19 protein-coding genes are annotated in these 20,578 nt (G+C 48.6%); 11 read left to right on the top strand and 8 right to left on the bottom strand.

The features are described from left to right. Positions 1 to 60: 60 nt before the first annotated feature. Positions 61 to 930: a glycosyltransferase gene (locus tag ACO0K8_RS10050; RefSeq protein ID WP_422946508.1), complete on the top strand. Its 870-nt coding sequence runs from the start codon at positions 61 to 63 to the stop codon at positions 928 to 930. A gap of 129 nt (positions 931 to 1,059) precedes the next feature. Here ACO0K8_RS10050 and ACO0K8_RS10045 read toward each other — a convergent pair whose 3' ends face one another. The 3 genes from ACO0K8_RS10045 to ACO0K8_RS10035 all read right to left on the bottom strand — a co-directional run bounded on the left by ACO0K8_RS10045 (position 1,060) and on the right by ACO0K8_RS10035 (position 5,290). Further along, positions 1,060 to 2,754: a GspE/PulE family protein gene (locus ACO0K8_RS10045; RefSeq protein WP_422946507.1), complete on the bottom strand. Its 1,695-nt coding sequence runs from the start codon at positions 2,752 to 2,754 to the stop codon at positions 1,060 to 1,062. Between the two features lie 44 nt (positions 2,755 to 2,798). Beyond that, the gene (locus ACO0K8_RS10040) at positions 2,799 to 3,305 is read right to left on the bottom strand and encodes a hypothetical protein (protein WP_422946506.1); all 507 of its coding nucleotides are present in this window, start codon (positions 3,303 to 3,305) and stop codon (positions 2,799 to 2,801) included. A 239-nt stretch (positions 3,306 to 3,544) separates the two neighbouring features. Then, on the bottom strand, positions 3,545 to 5,290 hold the full coding sequence (locus tag ACO0K8_RS10035; RefSeq protein WP_422946505.1) for a hypothetical protein: 1,746 nt from the start codon (positions 5,288 to 5,290) through the stop codon (positions 3,545 to 3,547). Between the two features lie 1,189 nt (positions 5,291 to 6,479). On the opposite strand from ACO0K8_RS10035, the gene ACO0K8_RS10030 reads away from it, so the two are divergent. The 10 genes from ACO0K8_RS10030 to ACO0K8_RS09985 all read left to right on the top strand — a co-directional run bounded on the left by ACO0K8_RS10030 (position 6,480) and on the right by ACO0K8_RS09985 (position 15,668). Then, a complete protein-coding gene (locus ACO0K8_RS10030; protein ID WP_422946504.1) occupies positions 6,480 to 7,682 on the top strand; it encodes a type II secretion system F family protein in 1,203 nt (400 codons plus the stop codon). A 133-nt stretch (positions 7,683 to 7,815) separates the two neighbouring features. Further along, positions 7,816 to 8,277 (top strand): type II secretion system major pseudopilin GspG, encoded by a 462-nt coding sequence (gspG, locus tag ACO0K8_RS10025; RefSeq protein WP_422946503.1) that lies wholly within the window; start codon positions 7,816 to 7,818, stop codon positions 8,275 to 8,277. 7 nt (positions 8,278 to 8,284) lie between these two features. Continuing rightward, on the top strand, positions 8,285 to 8,725 hold the full coding sequence (locus tag ACO0K8_RS10020) for a pilus assembly FimT family protein (RefSeq protein ID WP_422946502.1): 441 nt from the start codon (positions 8,285 to 8,287) through the stop codon (positions 8,723 to 8,725). Continuing rightward, complete coding sequence (locus tag ACO0K8_RS10015; protein ID WP_422946501.1) at positions 8,725 to 9,165, top strand: type II secretion system protein; 441 nt, start codon at positions 8,725 to 8,727, stop codon at positions 9,163 to 9,165. Before ACO0K8_RS10020 ends, ACO0K8_RS10015 begins: the two co-directional genes overlap by 1 nt. A 3-nt stretch (positions 9,166 to 9,168) precedes the next feature. After that, on the top strand, positions 9,169 to 9,834 hold the full coding sequence (locus ACO0K8_RS10010) for a type II secretion system protein (RefSeq protein ID WP_422946500.1): 666 nt from the start codon (positions 9,169 to 9,171) through the stop codon (positions 9,832 to 9,834). Beyond that, positions 9,831 to 10,853: a hypothetical protein gene (locus ACO0K8_RS10005; RefSeq protein WP_422946499.1), complete on the top strand. Its 1,023-nt coding sequence runs from the start codon at positions 9,831 to 9,833 to the stop codon at positions 10,851 to 10,853. The genes ACO0K8_RS10010 and ACO0K8_RS10005 overlap by 4 nt, the downstream gene beginning before the upstream one ends. Beyond that, a complete protein-coding gene (locus ACO0K8_RS10000; RefSeq protein ID WP_422946498.1) occupies positions 10,822 to 12,057 on the top strand; it encodes a hypothetical protein in 1,236 nt (411 codons plus the stop codon). Before ACO0K8_RS10005 ends, ACO0K8_RS10000 begins: the two co-directional genes overlap by 32 nt. Before the next feature lies 1 nt (position 12,058). Beyond that, positions 12,059 to 12,709: a hypothetical protein gene (locus tag ACO0K8_RS09995; protein ID WP_422946497.1), complete on the top strand. Its 651-nt coding sequence runs from the start codon at positions 12,059 to 12,061 to the stop codon at positions 12,707 to 12,709. A gap of 131 nt (positions 12,710 to 12,840) precedes the next feature. Continuing rightward, positions 12,841 to 13,221 carry a hypothetical protein gene (locus ACO0K8_RS09990; protein ID WP_422946496.1) on the top strand — a complete coding sequence of 127 codons (381 nt, stop codon included), beginning with the start codon at positions 12,841 to 12,843 and terminating at the stop codon, positions 13,219 to 13,221. Then, positions 13,218 to 15,668, top strand: a complete 2,451-nt coding sequence (locus ACO0K8_RS09985) for a secretin N-terminal domain-containing protein (protein WP_422946495.1) — start codon at positions 13,218 to 13,220, stop codon at positions 15,666 to 15,668. Before ACO0K8_RS09990 ends, ACO0K8_RS09985 begins: the two co-directional genes overlap by 4 nt. Before the next feature lie 146 nt (positions 15,669 to 15,814). Here the strand turns inward: ACO0K8_RS09985 and rfbC are convergent, their stop codons facing one another. From rfbC to ACO0K8_RS09960, 5 genes are all read right to left on the bottom strand, one after another. After that, positions 15,815 to 16,360 (bottom strand): dTDP-4-dehydrorhamnose 3,5-epimerase, encoded by a 546-nt coding sequence (rfbC, locus tag ACO0K8_RS09980; protein ID WP_422946494.1) that lies wholly within the window; start codon positions 16,358 to 16,360, stop codon positions 15,815 to 15,817. Beyond that, positions 16,357 to 17,244, bottom strand: a complete 888-nt coding sequence (rfbA, locus tag ACO0K8_RS09975) for a glucose-1-phosphate thymidylyltransferase RfbA (protein ID WP_422946493.1) — start codon at positions 17,242 to 17,244, stop codon at positions 16,357 to 16,359. Before rfbA ends, rfbC begins: the two co-directional genes overlap by 4 nt. 9 nt (positions 17,245 to 17,253) lie before the next feature. Then, complete coding sequence (gene rfbD, locus ACO0K8_RS09970) at positions 17,254 to 18,168, bottom strand: dTDP-4-dehydrorhamnose reductase (protein WP_422946492.1); 915 nt, start codon at positions 18,166 to 18,168, stop codon at positions 17,254 to 17,256. Then, positions 18,165 to 19,232, bottom strand: a complete 1,068-nt coding sequence (gene rfbB / locus ACO0K8_RS09965) for a dTDP-glucose 4,6-dehydratase (RefSeq protein ID WP_422946491.1) — start codon at positions 19,230 to 19,232, stop codon at positions 18,165 to 18,167. The genes rfbD and rfbB overlap by 4 nt, the downstream gene beginning before the upstream one ends. A gap of 412 nt (positions 19,233 to 19,644) precedes the next feature. Further along, the gene (locus tag ACO0K8_RS09960) at positions 19,645 to 20,421 is read right to left on the bottom strand and encodes an L-asparaginase (RefSeq protein ID WP_422946490.1); all 777 of its coding nucleotides are present in this window, start codon (positions 20,419 to 20,421) and stop codon (positions 19,645 to 19,647) included. Positions 20,422 to 20,578 lie beyond the last annotated feature (157 nt).

Genomic DNA, 20,578 nt, shown 5'->3' with positions numbered 1-20,578 from the left:
AAAACTGGACATATTTACGCCATTAGGCGTGTTAGAAACAAATTTTTATGAATTTTTACTATGCTTGAACATCAAATTGATTGTATCGTGCGTTTCCATGATTTCAGTCGCCTGGCTGAACTTAATCGTTGTGTGTTTTCCTTGCTGGGACAAACGTATCGGCCATTAAATATTATTTTGGCAGTTCAAAGGTTCACCCTAGAGCAGCTTGCTGCGGTAAAGGCTTCGCTGGCGCCAATGCTGAACTTGCCCAATGCACCAAGTCTGCAAATTGAAAATTTAACCGATTCCTCGGTGCGTGATGCCAGAACCGAGTTACTTAATTTAGGTCTAGCTGCTGCGACAGGGCAATATGTCGCATTTCTTGACTATGACGATGTGCTATATCCGGAAGCGTATTCTATCTTGGCGCTCAGAATGCAAGCGAGCCAGGCTGCGATCTCCTTTGCCTCGGTTCGACTACTGAAAGTGGATATTTTTCCGCAGTTTATCCGCTCGGTAAAACGGGCTGTCGCGCCATTCCACGGCCATGATTTGCGCGATTTGTTCCGGGCCAATTTTTGCCCGATACATTCGTATTTGATTGACAGGTCGAAGATCGGCCCCACTACGCTGCGTTTTGACACATCACTGAGTTGGGAAGAAGATTACGATTTGTTGTTAAAAATTTGTGCAGCTTACCCGTCTGATTTTTCTGCGTTGGATAAAATCATCGGTGATTATTACTTTAAGTCCGATGGCAGCAATACTGTTGCAACCGGAAACTCCTTAGATCAAGCGCGTAATGATGAGTATAAGAGAGTCAGTGCACTGATAGAGGCACGTCGCCGGGTAACTTACGTTGCGCCAGCGGTTCAAAAACAGCTAGGCTTTGCAAGTATACTGCCTACCATGACAGTACGGGATGCGCTGTCGCTGATCCGCAAATAGTGCTACCCGCCCTAGCCTTAGCGCGGGTGGCCGATACAAACTAGCGCTCGTGCTAAGGCTACACTAATTCTCCCGGAAGCAAACAGGCCGGACTTCATGCCTGCGGTCTACATAGCGATAGCGGATTGGCTATCCGGCCAGGCTTAATACTTCCTCAACGGTTGTAATGCCCTGCCACACTTTGAGCATGCCATCGTCACGCAGCGAGCGAATATTGCTGCTACGTAAATATTTCAGCATATCGGCTTCACTGGCATGCGTTAAGATCTGATGCTGCAAGGTGGCATCGACCTCAAACAACTCATAAATCGCAACCCTGCCAGAAAATCCGGTTTGATTGCAGCTGCGGCAGCCGACCGGGCGTTTTAGGGTGGCGGTAATGGTGAGGGCGTCACACCATTGTCTGACCCCGTCTAGCAATAGCTGCTGGGTTTCCTGCGTGATGTTTGCCGGTTCGGCGCAATGCTGGCACAGGCAGCGTACCAGCCTTTGTGCCATCACACCTTTTAAGCTAGAGCCGAGCAAGAACGGCTCTATGCCCATATCAATCAGACGGGTTACGGCACCGGCAGCGCTATTGGTGTGCAAGGTGGAAAACACCAGATGACCGGTCAAGGCCGATTGCACTGCAATCGCCGCGGTTTCCTGATCCCGAATTTCTCCGATCAGCACCACATCCGGGTCATGTCGTAGGATAGAGCGTAAGGCCGCGGCAAAGGTAAACCCGATGTCCGCATTCACCTGAATTTGTGTGATGTCTTTTAAGCGATACTCGACCGGATCTTCTACTGTGATGATTTTGTTGAGGCCATCATTGCCTATATCCAATGCGGTGTACAGCGTGGTGGTTTTACCCGATCCAGTCGGTCCGGTGACCAGCACAATACCGTTCGGCATCTTAATCCAACGGTTAAATAGCTCGGCGTGGTCGGGCATCATACCGAGGTCAGCTAAATGGTAGGGCTTACGATCCTGGCGTAATAAACGCATAACCACGGATTCCCCCATTGCCCCGGGCAATACAGAAACCCGCACGTCAAATACCTCGCTATTGACACGTGCCGTCATGCGTCCATCTTGCGGCAGGCGGCGCTCGGCAATATCGAGTTGCGACAGGATTTTAATTCGGCACACGGTAGCATCAAATTTATCTAGCGGCATGTGGCTCAGTTCTTGCATTACGCCATCTACCCGTAGTCTGACCGCGAATTCGTACTCGCCTGGTTCAACATGGATGTCTGAGGCACGGCGGGTGACCGCCTGTGACAGCATGGTATTGACCAACTCAATGATGGGGCCTTCCTCCGCCAATTCGCGCAGGTGCATGACATCGCCGCTCATCACTGTCTTTGGTTCGTGTCGTTCTAAGGCCGCGTAAAAGGCATCGAAGCTCGATGGCCTGACCAGCGCATATTCAAGCCGTGTTCCTACAGGAAGTTTAAGGCGCAACACTTCCTGTACATTGGCGGCCAGCGCTTCTTTCGAGGCGCAATGTGTTACCGGGCCAGTATCCGGAGTTTCTTCGTTCTGCCAAAGTATCAAGCCTTGTGATTGACACCAAGCCGGTAATAAACCCCACTTCACCAAAGTTGCATGAAACACGCTTTGTGCCAAATGCAATTCATCGTCGGTGAGCACAGGCATGGCACTGTACAAAGCCATTTGTTGATACAAGACCTCTTCTGATAAGGCGCCTAAGCGTACCAACAATGCCGGTAGCGGAGTAAATTGTTCGCGCTGTAGCAAGCGCGCGTTGTCTAGCGTGGCGCTAGGTACGATGCCATTGCTGGCGAGATATTGGTCAAAAGTGAGTGCGTTAGTCATTGCAAAAGAAGTGGTAAGCGGTGCGGTATCATCAGTGAAGGAAACTATTTGGTGGCAATTTTTATTTCATTGCTGACACTATACCAGCGACCTCCAGCGCGTACGATGAAGAGCAGATCAGACGTTTTTTTTAGTTTGATTTTAATCCGCTTGTCGAGCTTGCCCAGATTGGGTATGGCTTGTGCAGCCAAAAAAGATGGTTCGTCTTTAGCCGGCGTATTGTTAAACAGTAAAAACAATTCGGTGCCGGGCAACTCGCTCATCAGATGTACGCTCAGGATGCCGGCGGGTGCGATTTGAGGTGAGTCGAGCAACAGATAATCGGAAGGCACTATTTGTGTCTTGTTGACGGCAGGCTTAAACAGCGTCAACACTTTATCGAGCGTATCTGCCTTGATTATGTCAGGGAGCATCTCTTCGATTGCGTTAGCGCTTTTTTTCTTTGCATCAATTTGGGCGTGACTGAAGCTTGCGCTAGACAATAGGCATACAGAAAGTAACAGATGGCTCAGTGGGATATGCCGCGTCAACGCAGTTAATGGGGAAAACATGAGGTACCTATTGGGTAGTAAGAAAATAATGAACGTATTAAGAATTCAGTCGCGGACACCTAGGGCCTGTCAAGTCGTTTATTGTACTTCAGACGGGCTAAGAACATCCTGATTCTTAGCTATTCAGGATGTCTGGAAGATAGATGGATAATTCTTTGAATAAAAAAAGGGGGCCTTAGCCCCCTTTTTTATTAGATTAATAAAAAATTAATCTAATTCGCATAACTAATTAAAAGATATTACTTCTTCAAACCAGTTTGTGCATCTTGAGATTGGTATTGACCTTCATTAACTGGTGCACGATCAACTGTACCGTCAAAGTCAACAGCTTGTGAGCTGGAAGCTTCGATGAAGTTTTGGCTAGCTGGGTTGTACAGATAGTTTTGTACGCGCAACGAACCTACGCCATCAGCAGTAACACGCAGACGATCACCGGCTTTGGATCCACCGTTGTCAACTGGACCACCAGCACCTGGAGTAACAGTAGTCGGAACTTTATTCAACAATGGGTTGATTTCAGCAGAGTTCATGTTAACTACAGCGCGTGGTGCCAAAGTAGCGATTTGACCCCAGTTACCGTACTTACCATCAGCGTGGATCAATTGACCATAAACAACTGCAGTGTTAGTTTCGCTAGGGTTGATCAGGCGAATAACACTCAACCAACCAGAGTTAGTCGCAGCTGTTGCGTAGTTGCGAACGTCGATCTTAACACCGCTAGCCAATGCGAACAATGGGCCTTTGCAGAAGTTGTTTTGCTCTGGGAATGGCAACGTACCTGCAGCTTTTGTCAGAGTCGCTACACCGGAGAATACAGAAGGTGTGACAACGGTAGTTGCAGCAGTAACATCGTAGCAAACTTGTGCTGTTTGAGCAGCAAAAGCTGGGAACGGTGCTGCAGCTACAGCGGCTGCTTTACCATACAAAGCAGCCAAGTTTGCGGTAGTGATAGGCAAAGTAACTGTGTTGCCAGTTGTTCCTGTAACAGTTACCGATGTACCAGGTAAGGTCGTGCTGCAATTTGGAAGCAGTGACAAGAATACTGTTGAACCAACTGCGAAACCTTGAGTTGCGTTAACAACTACTTTAACATCTGTAGCTTCAACCAGACCAGCGTTAGTAGTTGCAGTTGCTGCGCCTACTAAAGTAGTGCCGACGTTGTACACGTTAGCGAAGTTACTATCGTAACCATTGGCTTGTTGCTTCAAAGAAACTGAACCAAGGTTAGCCAAGGTAACAGATTGAGTAGTCGCATCTGCTGCAAGAGGAGCATTGAAACGGAACTGGTTTGCAGGATTAACTTTAGCTGCACCGGTAGAAGCGACTACGCCCAAATTGATATTAGTTGGGAATGTCATCAATACGTTGTTGTTGTTGGCGCCGTTACGTGCGCTTTCATCTTCAAACGCACCGTTGATGCCGTTCACTGCCAATGTTGTGCTGCCTGGAGCCACACCAGTGAAATGCTTGACTGTGAATGGCAATTGTTTGGAAGCCGTGTCACATTCAGCAACAGTACCAACAACAGTGAACAATTCTGTCAAGCTAGATTGAGTAACACCAACGCGGTTGAACGACAGAACCGGGGTTTTATGAACCAAACCATCAACAGCGTATGTCAAAGTTGCAAACAAAGTCTTACCATCGGCGCTTACTGTAGGCGTAACCGCTGCAACTGGAGCGATCAAAGTAGTACCGTTTGCTTCGAACAATTGGATCGAATTCAGAACGGTAGCTGTGTCCTTCCATTTACCGCCACCAGTCAATGTCAATTGAACTTGGATAGTCTGGATTTGTGACACTGTGTTCAAGTCACCTTGGAAAGCGTAAGACGCTTCTGGTGCCAGAACAACTTGCGTATCGCTAGTAACAACTTCGCGTGCCAACTGTGGATTTGACGAAGCAACGTTACCTGCGTATGCAACATTTGCTGCGAAAGCGGCAATCAGACTAGCTGCCAGGATGTTTAATTTATTTTGTTTCATTTGAAAAGCCTCTCTAGAAAAGACATTTAATTATTACTTATATTACAACACATGTTGATTACAAGTACTTGTCACATGAGTACTCATATGACTAGCCGATGAGGATTAAATCACGTTTTTACAATTCGGGCAAGTTACTGTGTGTAAATATCTTGGGAATTCATGATTTTGTTACGGTTTTGTCGAAAAATCAGTATTTAACTTTAATTCAACACTTTATATTAACTACTCAAGGCGGAAATTACGGAATATTTTCACATTGTTTTTGATTTTTGTCATTTTAAATGTTTGTTTGTCGTCTATCCGAGACGTATTTCATAGCTCGTGTAATTACTAGTGTTTTTTATTTAAGAATGTTCAATCTAGCACTGTATTTTTATTTGGCTGCGTTGATGTTTTCGGTCTTGATTGCCGAACTCTATAGCTTTGTTTTTTTTGTGTTGGCGGCCACAGCCGCCAACCTTTTTAGTGCATGCGCCTAAGCTTGGTTTCGCTACCTTGCGGGCATTTGTGGTTGCCGCCATGAATATTGCCTATTTTTGACAATTATCAATTAATTATTTAATAGAATAATTAGGTCGGGTTAATGTTGGGTCATGGGCACCAACCGATGCGTTGGTTTATTGAGTCATTGTCCACTGACTGCAATCGGCATTGCTAGTTTTTATAGTCAATCTGGGTTAATGCTCGCGCATTTTGTGCTTGCTGGTTATACAGCCTAATTATGTATATGTATTTATATGTTGGTTCAGTTGACATAGTTATGCGCTTGCTCTGGTAGTGCGCTGTTTTCGCTGTACTTGCAATACGGATGTCGGAAGACGGATTGCATGATCGAGGTGACTGCATGAAGGCAAAATTTGCTCTATTAGGAACACGAAAGACATGAAAAACAGAAAAAATGCGAAAAATGCGATCAGGGTCAGTGAAAAATGCATAGGCTCATAAGATGGAGCCGGCACATTAGTATTTTTTAGTGCTTTTCGTGACTTTCGTTTGCAAAATAAGGTCCTTTTAAACAGTCCGTCATTTCATACAATTGCCCTGATCGTATGATTACGGCTACAGGAATAGATCAATATATGAGATACTAAGGCGCTATAGAGTAATGCTTGACTAATTGATACTGTCGCGTGCTTATGTTTTTAAATTTACAATTGTGTATACATTGTTGTTGAAGTGAATTTTTATGCCTGAATTTCGTTATCAAGCAACTGATCCGCAGGGCACTGTTGTTAAAGGGGTGCTGACTGTTGAAAGCGAGAGCGAGGCAATGGCGCAATTGCAACGACGTGGTTTGATGGTGTTTGACATGCGGCTTGCGTCACCCTCGGGTTCGATAAGGCTGGCCAAGCCTAAGCGGGCCGGACGCGATGTCTTGCTGGTCGTATTGCAAGAGTTGGCGACTTTGCTCGATGCCGGCGTCACTCTGGCCGATGGTGTAGAGAATGTCGCGCGTGGCTATACCGACTCTCCTTTGGGAGTTGCCTTTAGTAAGATTTATGCGCAATTGCGCGGTGGTGTGGCGTTTTCCAGCGCGCTGATTGATGCTGATCTACGCTTACCCAACTATGTTATCGAGCTTTGCAAGGCCGGCGAATCAACTGGTAAGCTAGCCGGATCGCTGCGCTCGGCGGCTGAACAGCTGGAATTGGAGCAAAACTTCCAGAGAGAAGCGCGCAATGCCTTGATTTACCCTATGGTGCTGATGATCAGTGGGTTTCTCGCCACTTTGCTGGTATTTGTGTTTGTGGTACCAAAATTTGCCAATATTCTGACTAACCCCAAGGCAGATATCCCCACTTTATCTTTGTGGGTTCTGGGGGCGGGAATGTGGCTGTCGAAAAATAAACTTTTATTGGGCGCGGTTCTGGCTGGTGCCGCGGTGTCTGGTTATGTCTTGCTTCGGCAGGAAAAAATTCAGCAAAACTTATGGAATTGGGCTGCTGGCCTGCCTGTCATTGGGAGTTGGATCATGCATACTGAGATGGCGCGCTGGAGTTCTATGTTCAGTGTCTTGTTACAAAACCATGTTTCTATTCTGGAAGCGTTGGGGCATGCGCAAAATGCTTTGCGCGGTGATGCGTGGCGACATAAAGCAGCATTAATCTTGAGTGATGTCAGAGGTGGCAAGACGTTGGCAGAATCTTTGCAATTACATCAGTTTATCGATGCCACAGGCGTCAATCTGGTACGTGTCGGCGAACGCTCGGGGGCTCTGGCGAAAACCACGGCATCTCTGGCGACTATGCATCGCATGCATAGTCAGCAACAAATGCGCCAGTTTTTGATATTGCTTGAACCTGTCACCATTTTACTGGTCTCAGTTGTATTGGGCGGTATTATGATTTCTGTCATGTTGGCCATTACCAGTCTGACCAATGTCATTTAGTGCTTGATGAAGATGAGCGCAGTTTTTTATCTTATTGGGTAAAATTGCCCATCTGACGTCGTTTGAAATCAAAGTAATAGTAACTAGTAATTGAATGTTGTTGAATGAAGTTAGCTTAGGAAAAAAACTTATTATGAGCCGTCAAATATTTAAACAGTCTCCTGTCAAAAAAGTTTCTGGTTTTACCTTGCTTGAAATGCTGGTTGTCATGGTCATTATTGGTTTGTTGGCTGGTTTGGTCGGGCCGCGAATTTTTGGTAAGGTCGATTCATCCAAGGTGCAGACTGCCCAGACGCAAATAAAGATGCTCGAGAGTGCTTTGAATATAATGCGACTCGATGTGGGACAAACCCCGCCGCCGGAACAGGGTTTGCAGTGGCTGTTGTTGGCGCCGCTTGATCCTGCCTTGCAGCCATTGTGGAAAGGGCCTTATATCGAGGGTTCTATACCTATGGATCCGTGGAGCAATCCCTATCAATACATGACACCAGGAGTAGATAATAAGCCTTACTCGGTGTATTCGTTTGGCGCGGACGGCAAGCAAGGTGGCGAAGGTTTAAATGCCGATATCGGTTTAGGCAGTGCTGGCAAGTAGGCGAGTTGTGAAAGCTGTATGCGCTCATTGTCTGGTTTTGCGTTTGCGCACGATGTGTGGCTTTACCTTGATAGAAATGATGGCAGTGCTGACTCTGGCCGCGCTGATGGCAGGGGTGGCAATCCCTGCTATGCAGCGCTGGTTTGATTCGATCTCGGAGCGCGCGCAACTGACGGAGGTATCGATACAGTTTCAGCGGCTGGCGTCGCGCGCTGCCTTGCTGTCACAAACGGTTGCGATCGACAAGACGACTTGGTTCAATAAATTGGGTGATGGCGAGGCGGCATTGGCATTGCCAGATGGGTGGTCGGTGGTGAGCGAAAAAACGGTGGTTTTTTATCATAGTGGCGTCTGCGGTGGGGGTATGCTTGAGTTGTCCGGGCCACAACAGCGACGCTTGCGCTTGCAGATCACCAGCGTGACCTGTGAGGTGAGCATTATCCGCTAATGAAAACCAAAAAATTACCACCGCAGCGCGGTTTTAGCCTGATAGAAATGATCGCGGCCCTCACCATATTGGCGATAGGCTCGGGGGTATTGTTTAGCTGGTTAGGACAAACGACTACGCAACTAACGCGCTTTCAGTTGCAGGAAAAAGCCTCGCTGGCGCGCTTGCAGGCGATCGACTTTTTGTCCACCCAAAATCCGGCAATGTCCGCTGACGGCAAGCAGAGTTTTGATGGCTTTAGCATGGAATGGAAGAGTGAACCCGTCACGGAAGTACGTGATTCGATATCCCCCTCCGGAGGCCTAGGTCTGTATCGTATAAGCCTGTATCAGGTGCAGGTGAGTACCTTTGATCGTTCAGGGAGTGCATGGTTTCAGTTTCCGGTGAAGCTGGTTGGTTATGCGCAAGTGCGGCAAGCCTCTAAGGCAACCCCGTTTTAATTTATGGAAAACAGATTTGTTATTGATCCGTTGATGAGACGGCAGCGCTATATGGATGTGCCGGTATTGCATGGACAATCGGGGATGACCTTGATTGAATTACTGGTAAGCCTGGTGATTCTCGGTTTCGTGGTCAGCATTATGTCGGGTGCCTTTTTTCAGGTGGCACAGGTGGTACGGATTGCCGAGAATGTTAACGGCCAGTTTCAGCCGCAGTGGGTGCGTCTGCATGCCTTGACCGATCTGGTGGGGAACTTGGTGATTCAGGATGTCGAGCATCCGTTTGAGGGGAACTCGGTAGGTTTTTCCGGTTATTCATTGTCTTTGCCACAAGCGGACTGGGGTCATGTGCAGCAATTCCAAACCAAGCTAGAGAGCAATCCGCAAGGTGGTACTGATCTGATCTTAATTAGCGGTAGTGAAAAGCCGTTGGTGATCGCGTCCTGGACGGTGCCGGTGAAGCTGGAGTATCTTGCGACAGACGGTTCGAACCAGTCAATGTGGCCGGCGTTTGGCAAGGTAGTCAATGAGATGCCCGCCGGGGTAGTGGTGCGAGCTAGTTCGGGTGAGCAATTGGTACAGATGATCGCCCCGTATGCCGGAGCGCGCAAGCCTGAGCCGGATGCGAAAACTGATATGGGTAAATTATTTGGTTTGGATATCAAATGAGTTACTGTGGTGGCGTACGTACCCAAAATAGTGGTTTTGCCTTGGCGGCAGTATTGTGGCTGTTGGCGGGTTTGACCATACTGGCCGCCATGATCAGTCAGTCGAATCAGATTCTGGCGCAGCGCCAGGCTCAGCTCAAGCTCAGGGCTGATGCCGAGCAGGATTTTTTGTCCGGCCGTAGTGAAGCGCTGTATTGGCTCTCTACTAGCCGGTCGACGCAAGATGGGTTTGGATGGTCAAGCCAGTTATTGAGGGTCGATGGTCGTGGTTATGCCGCTTCAGGGAAATCTAGTATCTACGTACAGGATGTACGCGGGCTGTTGAGTTTGAACCGGCCGAAGCGGGATATGCTGGCGCGTTTTTTGGTCTATTGCGGTGCCGCGCCTTCGCAGACTGACGCATTACTTGATGCATTGGAAGATTATGCTGAAAAAGGGGAGTTAAAACGGCTAAATGGGGCGAAATCGTTAGAGTACTCGACCGCGGGGTTGAAGCCACCGCGCTTTGCTCCCTTACTGGCTGAGCCGGAAATTTGGCAGGTATTTGGCTGGAGGCAAATTGAGTCAAGCTGGAACGAAAAACAGTGCTCCGAAAGCGTGACCGTGGCGGGTGATAATCGTTTTAACCCGGGTACTGCGACACAAGCGGTACTGCTTGCCTATGGCATGAATGCCGAGCAGGTAGAGTTGATTGCGAAAGAGCGTCAGACGGGGGAAACTGTACTCATTGATTCACTGCAAAATCAGATTCAGGGTCAGGGTTTTATGGGTTTGACTGCCGGCCGATTCCCTGCCAATAGATTTCGGGTCACGCATGCCATGCCGGATATGCCCTGGGTGTTTCGTTACGAATTAGCACTCAAGACAGATATCGAAGGTGTACCCTGGGAAATCTCATCTCCTCGCCGTTTGCCTTTGGCATCGGTTATGATGCCGGCTGGTCGGGCAAACTGGCCAAAAATTGATCAAATTTCTGAAACTGATAAGAATGCCATTACGCAACCGATATTACCTTTCTGATGCATCTGCGGAGGCGGATGATGCAAGTAAGCACAGGATAGATGAGCAGCGCAACAATGCGGCTTGGATTAAACCTTTATGGATACTGCCTAGAGCCTGGTGTGTGACGACCTCTATGCAGGCAAAAGGTGTCCCTTCGCATAAGACAGCTGCTTTCGTTAAATTACATTTGGCTCGCTTAATGCCTTTTGTCGATTGCGGTGTCTATGCCTGCCGTTCCGGTGATTGGGTGCATTTGTGGTTCTGGGAAAATCAGCGGGTCAGAGAGTTTTGTGCCAGCAATGCGCTAGACTTTGAGTCTTTGCACCTGGCGCCTGAGAGTGTCTGTTTTCCTAAGCAAAAAGAAGCTGCGGTGTTGCACCAGTGTTTACAGGGCGTTGAGGCGCAGCTTTGGCATCAGGGTTTATTGCTCGATAGTGCATGGTGGCCGGAGATGATAACCGCTGCGACATGGCAAGCCTGGCGACCTAGTGCCGCTGCCGCTTCCGGTACCCGTGCTGCATTCGCGTCCTGGCCGGAATCCTTGCCATCGATGTTGCCCCAGCTAACGCCACGTGATGTCGTGTCATCGACTAATTTGGCGGAGCCCTGGGCTTATAACCTACTTGGGAAAAAATGGTGGCATGTCCTGAAAGAGATACGCAGCGATAAATTATTTTTGCTGGCTGCAGGCGGCATACTCGCCTGGGGTAGTTATCTGGCTGCCCAGTGGTGGGTTGTGCAAGAGCGGCAGCAGTTGGTAGAAATGAAAATTGATCTGCTCTCACCTAAAGTTGAGCCTTTGAATCTGGCGCGCAGCAAGGCGCTGGAGTCTCAGCAATGGGTGAGTAAGCTGACCGCTTTACGTAGCCAGGATAATGTGCAAGAGTTATTGGCAAATTTACAGCCTGTATTGCAGGAGCAAGAGGCGGCGATTCGTGAGTTTGAATATCTTGACGGTGAAGTGCGGCTGATGTTGGTACCGATCAACACCGAACTCAACTTAGTGACGTTGACGCAAGAGCTTGAGGCTTTACCTCAATTGAGTAATATCCGTTTGTTACCTGATAGTGACGGAAGGCTTACGCGTTTCTCGGTCAAGATGGTGCGTTTGGGTAAACCGAATGAGATAAAGGTACTCGGCCAGAAACAGGATATAGACAAGACGATCAAGACCCCTGGGATTGCAGTAGAGCGCAGCGGTAAGCGCGAGAAGGGAGAATAAAATGAAAACAGGAGAACGATTTTGGCAATTAATAGGATTTGTATTTGGCATCTTGAGTATTTACGGTCTACTAGAGTTTTCCGACGCGATCAATGCAAAACAGGCTCAGTTAGGTAGTTTGCAGCAATTGTTGTCCCGGCAAGAAGCATTATTGCGCGATAACCATTGGACTGAAAATTTAGACTCGGTGGAGAAAGTGCGTAAAGCGTGGACGAGCTATTTGCCGGTAGAGAAAACACCGACTTTTGCCAAAGCGCATCTGTTGAGCGATGTGCGTAATTTTGCCAAGGAAGCCGGCATCACTAATCTCACGGTGACGGCAACGGATGCGGAAGGTGGCGAAAAGACTGATGACAAGACAAGTTCTAAAGCCCAGCCAGCGGTGCGTTTCGCCGGCGAAAAAAAGAAGGAGGAGCCACTGCCAAAGGGAGTGCAGATGATTAAGCTGACTGTGACAGGTCGCTTTGATCCAGTGGCATTCTATAAATTATTAGAGAAGCAAGAAGAGGCTCAGCGCTTTTCGGTGATAGAACGATTGACCGTAAGAGGTGCTCAGATGGAGTTGGGCATCCGTTGTTATTGGCGGCTTGATCCTGGGCATAGTGCTGATGCCGGTAAGCCGGTCTTGTTGCCGGTAAAGAATGGACTTTAGTTAGACATATGGTAAATGTATATTTTAAATCACTATCTCGTCAGCAGCTGTTTGCCGCAATGGGCTTACTTGTTTGTGGTGCATTAGGTGCAGGTTTGGGGGCCGTTAGTATGTCAGTCTCAGTGAAAACGATGTCACCGCAAAAAACGTCAAAAACCGCGGAGCCTGAACCTGCATTTTTGGTTCCACCTATGCCTCCGCGAACGGCGGAGGCAGAAGAAGAAGTACTCGGCACTGATCCTGCTCAATTGCGGGTATGGGAGGCAGCAGTGCGTCAACCTATGTCTCCACGTAAAGAGCCATTGACACCGCCAGTCTGGCGTATCGTTGGAGTCACTGTGATCGGCAATGAAAAGAATGTATTGCTCCTGTTTGGCAAACAGCCCGCCACCGAAACCCGAAAAATAGGCGATCAATTACCTGGCGGTGCAAAAATCGTTCAAATTTCGCAAGACCATTTGCAAATTTCCCTGAATGGTCAACTCATGAAACTGAATCTACGTAAGCAATGAAAAATTTCTCCTTTCGCCTGAACGGCAAAACCTTGATGGCACGTCTCTTGCCAGTGTCGACAGTGTGTGCAATGAGCCTATTGTCCGGTTGCGCCAAAATCCCACTGATTGTTCCTCAAAAACTTGCTTTTGAGCGTAGTCAACAAGCAGTTTCTGCTACTCTCGTCGGTGAAGAGCAATTGCAGCGTAAATATAGCGAATCTGATACACCTAAAATGCCACCGGTTCGAAGTAGTAGCGGCGAAAAAAATGGTGGCAAACCAGCCGAGGCACTTAATGAAAAGAGTGAGTTATCTGTGTCATTTGACCAGATGCCCTTGCCTACCTTTATTCAGGCTGTGTATGGTGGCGTCATCAAGACTAACTATTCTATGGATGCCATGGTCGCAGCACGTACCGATTTGGTTACCTTCCATACCCCGCGCCCTCAAACGGCAAGCCAGATGGCAAATCTGGCGCGTATGCTGCTAAAAAGTTATGGTATTGCGGTACAGGACTTTGGTGGCGTGATTCGTATCGTGCCTGATTCCGCTTCCAGTAGTTATTCACCGCAGATCCGCCGTGGCCGCGCTCAGCCCGATACTCCTATGAGCCTGCGCCCGGTATTTCACTATGTAGAATTGGAAGCGATACGGGTCAGTGACTTCAGTAGTTTACTGCGTACCATGTTTGGTACGAAAATCCAGATGCAGGATGATCTGGGGAGAAATTCAATACTTTTGAGCGGACAGTCAGATGATATTAGTGCCGCTATGGAGGTAATACAGGTTTTTGATCAGCCAACGATGCGCGGTCAACGTACTAAACGTATTAGCCCGGTGTTCTGGACAGCGGATGAATTCAGCAAACGTTTGGTGGAAGTCCTATCCGCTGAAGGGTATGCTGCAAGCGTTAATATTGCTGCAGGAACACCTATTCTTGTCCTGCCAATTGCTCCATTAAATAGTGTAATTATTTTTTCTTCTTCTGAGACGATTCTGAATCACGCGCTGAAGTGGGCGAAGGAGCTGGACAAACCGTCCGAAAGCCAGGCTGGCGGGGCATTTTTTACCTATCCGGTGAAAAATGCAGATGCACAGGCATTGGCAAAAACCCTGTCGGAACTAATAGGCGGTGGTGCGACGACTCCGGTCGCTGCCGCAGGTGTCGCGCCAAGTACCAGTAAACTAGCCTCCAAGATCGTCGTCAACAATGCGACTAATAGCTTAATCATTAAAGGCGGTGGCCCCGATGAATACCGTCAATGGATGGCCTTGCTGGCTGAATTGGATAAACCGACTAAATCTGCCTTGATTGACGTGATGGTGGCTGAGGTGACGGCTGGGACAACTGATCAGCTTGGCGTTGACTGGAATTTTCGCGCTAAAACTGATGGTTATATACCTGGTAGCGTGGGTACGAGTAATGCCGGTTCTAAAGGTTTGACGTTCAATTTTCTTAATTCTGCCGGGTTGTTAAGGGCGGATATCAATGCCCTGGCAACTAAAAAAGATGCACAGATTTTGTCTAGTCCCAAATTAATGGCCCGCAATGGTGAAACGGCGACGATTCAGGTTGCACAGGAAGTGCCAATTTTGACCGGTATCACCACCACTCCCGGTTCTATTATTACTAATCCAACCACAACCAATACGGTGCAATACCGCACTGCCGGTATGATTTTGAAAGTCCGGCCAGTGATCAATTCGGGGAATCGGATTGATCTGGATATTTCACAAGAGGTTAGTGACGTTCAGGCGGCAATCGTAGGGGGCGTTCCGTCTCCCACCATTGGTATCCGTAAAGTCGAAACCAAGCTCACGTTAAAGGACGGTAGTACGGTAATGCTGGCTGGATTGATTTCTAATAATAATAATACCTCCGATAGCGGCGTACCTTTGCTCAAGGATATTCCAGGTTTGGGCAATTTATTTAAATCTCAAACGGATAATCGTAACAAGACCGAGCTGATTATTTTGATCACGCCTTATATTATTAATGATGATTTCGAGGCAGAGTCGATTACTAATGCTTTCCAGAGTTCCTTAGGTGATTGGGCAAGAGATCTCAAAGAACGCACCGATCTGAATAGATTGAAACGTGTGGTGCCGGTACTGGCAATTTCGGCGGTGGATAATAAGACCGCGCCTAAGCTTACGGTACCCGATGCCGTTAGCACGAAAACGATAGAGCAAGCGCAACCTGCCATAAATGAGATAGGTCAGGCGCAACCAGCGATCGAAGAAGTGGTACCGGAAAAGTCTGAGCCTGACTTAGGTTCTGATGTCGTTATGAGTAAGCCGTCAGTATCCGAAATATCGCCGTCGGCAGAAGTGGAAAAAAATAGCACAAGTAAGAAGTCTGTGGATAAAAAAAATACTTCTGTGCCGTTAATACCAAGCGGAAGCAAGGCGGTTACTGATTCAGATTTACTGGAAGAGTTAAAACGCGCTGTGCAAGGCAAGTGATAATGTAAATTACGTAAAAAAAGAGCTCACTTTTATATTGAGCTTTTTTTATCAGGCAGCGTTCGCCTAAACGGATGAATCGATTTTTTTCTTACCAGGACGTGATATACCTGTTTCTCGATGGGAAATTTGTGCGACGAAATGTTTTATTCAAAATGTTCCGCTTCTGCTAGTAGTTTGCCTTGTTGATCTTTAACCGACAGGGATGGCTCGCCTTGTATCGGCCACAGGATATTGATGGCCGGGTCGTTCCAGGCGATGCTGCGCTCGAATTCCGGGGCCCAATAGTCGGTGGTTTTGTACAAAAATTCTGCAGTGTCGGATAGCACGACAAAGCCATGTGCGAAACCTGGCGGCACCCATAGCATGCGTTTGTTTTCTGCTGACAGTTCTACGCCCACGTGCTGGCCGAAAGTGGCGGAGCTACGACGTATATCTACTGCCACATCATAGACAGATCCTTGCACTACGCGCACGAGCTTGCCTTGTGGTTGCTGGATTTGGTAGTGCAGGCCACGCAATACGTTTTTGGCTGAGCGCGAATGATTGTCTTGCACAAACTGGAGGTTTGTCCCAGTCAACTCATTAAAGCGGCGCTGGTTGAAGCTCTCAAAAAAGAAGCCGCGCTCATCACCGAATACCTTGGGTTCTATGATGAGTACATCGGCAATCGCGGTGTTGACGATGTTCACGGGTGTACGCCTTCTTTTAATAGGCGCAATAGATATTGGCCGTAGCCGTTCTTAGCTAGCGGCTGCGCCAGTTTTTCTAATTGCGCGGCGTCGATGAAGCCCTGGCGGTAGGCGATCTCTTCTGGACAGCACACTTTCAAACCCTGGCGATGTTCTATGGTCTGGATGAAATTACTGGCTTCTATTAGACTTTCATGGGTGCCAGTATCTAGCCAGGCATAGCCACGGCCCATCATTTCAACATTCAGTTGATTTTGCTCTAAATAGATGCGATTCAGATCGGTGATTTCTAGCTCGCCGCGCGCCGATGGCTTCAGATTTTCCGCCATTTTCACCACTTGATTATCGTAAAAATACAGGCCGGTGACGGCATAATTACTCTTTGGCGCCAGCGGTTTTTCTTCCAGACTGGTAGCGCGCTGTTGCGCATCGAAGGCTACTACGCCATAACGCTCTGGGTCTTGGACGTGGTAAGCGAATACGGTCGCACCTTGCTCACGTTCCATAGCTTGCTGAAGCTGGCCTTGCAGATCATGGCCATAAAAAATATTGTCGCCCAAAACCAGTGCACTTGGGGCATCGCCGATAAATTCTTTGCCTATGATGAAAGCTTGCGCTAAGCCGTCTGGGCTAGGCTGCACCGCGTATTGCAGATTGAGGCCCCAGGCGCTGCCGTCGCCGAGTAATTGCTCAAAGCGCGGCGTATCCTGCGGCGTAGAGATGATCAGTATGTCTTTGATCCCGGCCAGCATCAGGGTGCTGAGCGGATAGTAAATCATCGGTTTATCGTAAATCGGGAGTAGCTGTTTTGAGACTACTTTGGTGACCGGGTAGAGACGGGTGCCAGAACCGCCAGCGAGGATAATGCCTTTACGTTGTGTCATTGCTAGTCCTTAAATTTTTCTGTCGAGAATTTCGTTCAGCATGCGGCTCACGCCGGTTTGCCAATGAGGCAGATGCAGATTGAAAATCCTTGATAGCTTACTGGTATCCAAGCGCGAATTTTTTGGGCGTGGTGCCGGCAGCGGAAATGCGCTAGTCGGCACTGCTTCGATCGCGGCGGTGGGCAGTTTGATACTCATTCCTGCCTGTCGGGCAAATTCAATCACGAAATTGGCGTAGCCGTGCCAGGTGGTCGCGCCTGCAGCCACCAAGTGATATATGCCACTGTATCGTGCTGCCGGCTCAGGGTCTTGCGTCACTGTGCGTATCGCATGGGCGGTGATGTCGGCCAGCAGGTCAGCACCGGTGGGGGCACCGATCTGATCGTTGATGACGTTTAAAGTATCGCGTTCTTGTGCCAGTTTGAGCATGGTCTTGGCAAAATTAGCACCGCGTGCCGCATAGACCCAGCTAGTGCGAAAAATCAGGTGCTTGCATTCTGAGGCACGTATCGCGGCTTCGCCTTCCAGTTTGGTTTTACCGTAGACGCTTAAGGGCGCGGGCGTATCGGTCTCTAGCCAGGCCTGATCACCACTGCCGTCAAATACATAATCGGTCGAGTAGTGGATCAGCCAGGCGCCGATGCGTTTGGCTTCTTGCGCCAATACGCCGGGTGCCAATGCGTTGATCGTGCGCGCTAGTTCAGCTTCGCTTTCTGCCTTGTCGACAGCGGTATGCGCAGCTGCATTAACAATGATGTCTGGCATGACGCTACGTATAGTCTGCGCTATGCCTTCCAGATTGGTAAAGTCACCGCACAGATTCGTGCTGTGGGCGTCTAGTGCAATTAGTTCGCCCAAAGGAGCGAGGCTACGTTGCAATTCCCAGCCTACCTGTCCATCCATGCCGAATAAAAGGATTTTCATGCCTGGCGTTCCGCGTAATTTTTGGCGACCCAGTCGCGGTAATTGCCGGATAAGACATTGCCAACCCAAGCTTGGTTTTCCAGATACCATAAGACTGTCTTGCGTATGCCAGTCTCAAAAGTTTCTGCCGGTTTCCAGCCCAGTTCGCGTTCCAGTTTGCTGGCATCGATCGCATAACGGCGATCGTGGCCTGGGCGGTCTGTCACGTAGCTAATCTGTTCTGCATAGCTTTTGCCATCGGCTCGGCCGCGCAATTCATCGAGTATGCCGCATACAGTGTGGACGATCTCCATATTTGGTTTTTCGTTCCAGCCGCCGACGTTATACACCTCACCTACCGAGCCTGCGGCTAGTACTCTGCGTATCGCGCTGCAATGGTCTTTGACATACAGCCAGTCGCGGATTTGCTGTCCGTCGCCATAGACTGGTAGGGCTTTGCCCGCCAGTGCATTGACGATCATCAGAGGGATGAGTTTTTCCGGGAAATGATAAGGGCCGTAATTATTCGAACAATTAGTGGTCAGTACCGGCATGCCATAAGTGTGGTGGTACGCGCGAACCAGATGATCGCTGGCCGCCTTGCTGGCTGAATAAGGGCTGTTTGGCTCGTACTGATGGGTTTCGGTAAATGCGGGCTCATCCTTGCTCAGCGATCCATATACTTCATCGGTGGAGACATGCAGGAAACGGAAATCTTGCTTGGCATCGTCTTGCAAGCTACCCCAATAGGCGCGCGTCGCTTCGAGTAATTTAAAAGTGCCGACGATATTGGTCTGGATAAAATCTTCCGGGCCATGGATCGATCTGTCCACATGGCTTTCTGCGGCGAAATTAATGATGGCGCGTGGTTGGTGTTGTGCCAGTAAGGCGCTCACTAACGCAGTATCAGCGATATCGCCATGCACAAAAATATGTTGCTCGTTGCCTTCTAAGGAGGCTAGGTTTTCGCGATTGCCAGCGTAAGTCAAGGCATCTAGATTGATGATAGTTTCGTCAGACTGCGCTACCCAGTCGAGTACAAAGTTTGCACCAATAAATCCTGCACCGCCTGTGACTAAAATCATTTTATTTCCCTAAAAAAATATCGGTATTTCCTCTTTGAATTGATCAAAAGAGTATCTGCGCATTTCAATAAAAAGGCGAAATCATTTTTATTGGCATATCAATGTTGGCGTCGGTAAAACACAACAGCTATGTTCGGCGCAAATGCAAAACCCGAAATTATACCTCAGCTTGAGGGGGGATTTCTTAAAAAATGACTTAAATAACAATTAATTTACATTTAATACTATCTGTTTAGTTGATGTATACATACTATTTAAATTTCCGCTCAGTAACTATGCTATTCGCTGTGAAAACGATACTCCCACCCAGTATTTTTAGTTTACGCACTACGTATATGCGAAAACAAGGGTTTTATTTGTGATTTGTTGGGAGTATCGTAATTCAACGCATTATCGTAAGCGCTATGCGGTCTCAAAAGTCAAACGGTAAACGTATAGAGTTAGGAACGATGTCATGTCTTACTATGCTGCGCGGCTCGTGCTTGCCGGATAGCGCATCCGGACTCCAGATTCCTTGCCATCCAGGTGGCCAGGGTAAAGGTAATCCTGAGTAATCGGGCAGACGTTGACGTACTGAAATGATGGGTAAATGCGCCGGCAGCGGCGATTTGGGCTGATCCATGGCTAAGCTATATGCATAGTTGGGTAGCAAGGCATCGCAGATAGTGGCAAACCACAGGCTGTGATCTTCATCGCGCCCAAGGGCGTGCGCTAAGCCGACCGGGTCGAATTGTGCCAGCGCATGGATCAATTCTGTGCTGCTGGCACCGGGCGCATCGCCCCAACCCATTACGGGATTGAAATTGTATTCGGCACCTGAACCGTACCAGCCTTCGCGCCACGGTCTTTGTAACCAATGGCGCGGGCCGGTAAATAGCTGCCAGCGCCAGTGCAGGCCAGAGGGTTTGGGCCAGCTGTACAAATACAGTCTTTGATATCCGGCGCTATGCAGTTCCTTGACCATAGACATCAAGCGCGCATGCGGCATGCGTTCTGGCGGCATGCGGCGGAACAGGATTAGTTCGCCATCGGCATGCTGCAACTCATCATGCGATAAATCCAGATCCAGGGTGCGCGTTTCATCGCCAAAGCGCGCCGCCACCCAACCGGTGAGTAAATTGACGGCAGTCAGCACGCCATAGCCGCGATGACGATGAAAAATGACGGTTCCGGGAGCGATGGGTTTCATGATGCGATCTGCTTGCGCACAACAAGGACAAAACATCACTATAGCCTACACTGTGTGCTTCAGTTTGATCGCCTCGCTGTATGCGTCTGTTCGCTTAGTTTTTTCGAAAATTCCGATACCGGCTAGCGATGTTTCGTGTCTGCGCGTATGTCTGCGC

Origin of the sequence: Undibacterium sp. Ren11W, assembly GCF_049340485.1 — a bacterium.
GTDB lineage: Bacteria > Pseudomonadota > Gammaproteobacteria > Burkholderiales > Burkholderiaceae_D > Undibacterium.
Note: the sequence above shows the minus strand (reverse complement) of the source record. Positions and strands in the feature narration are given on the sequence as shown.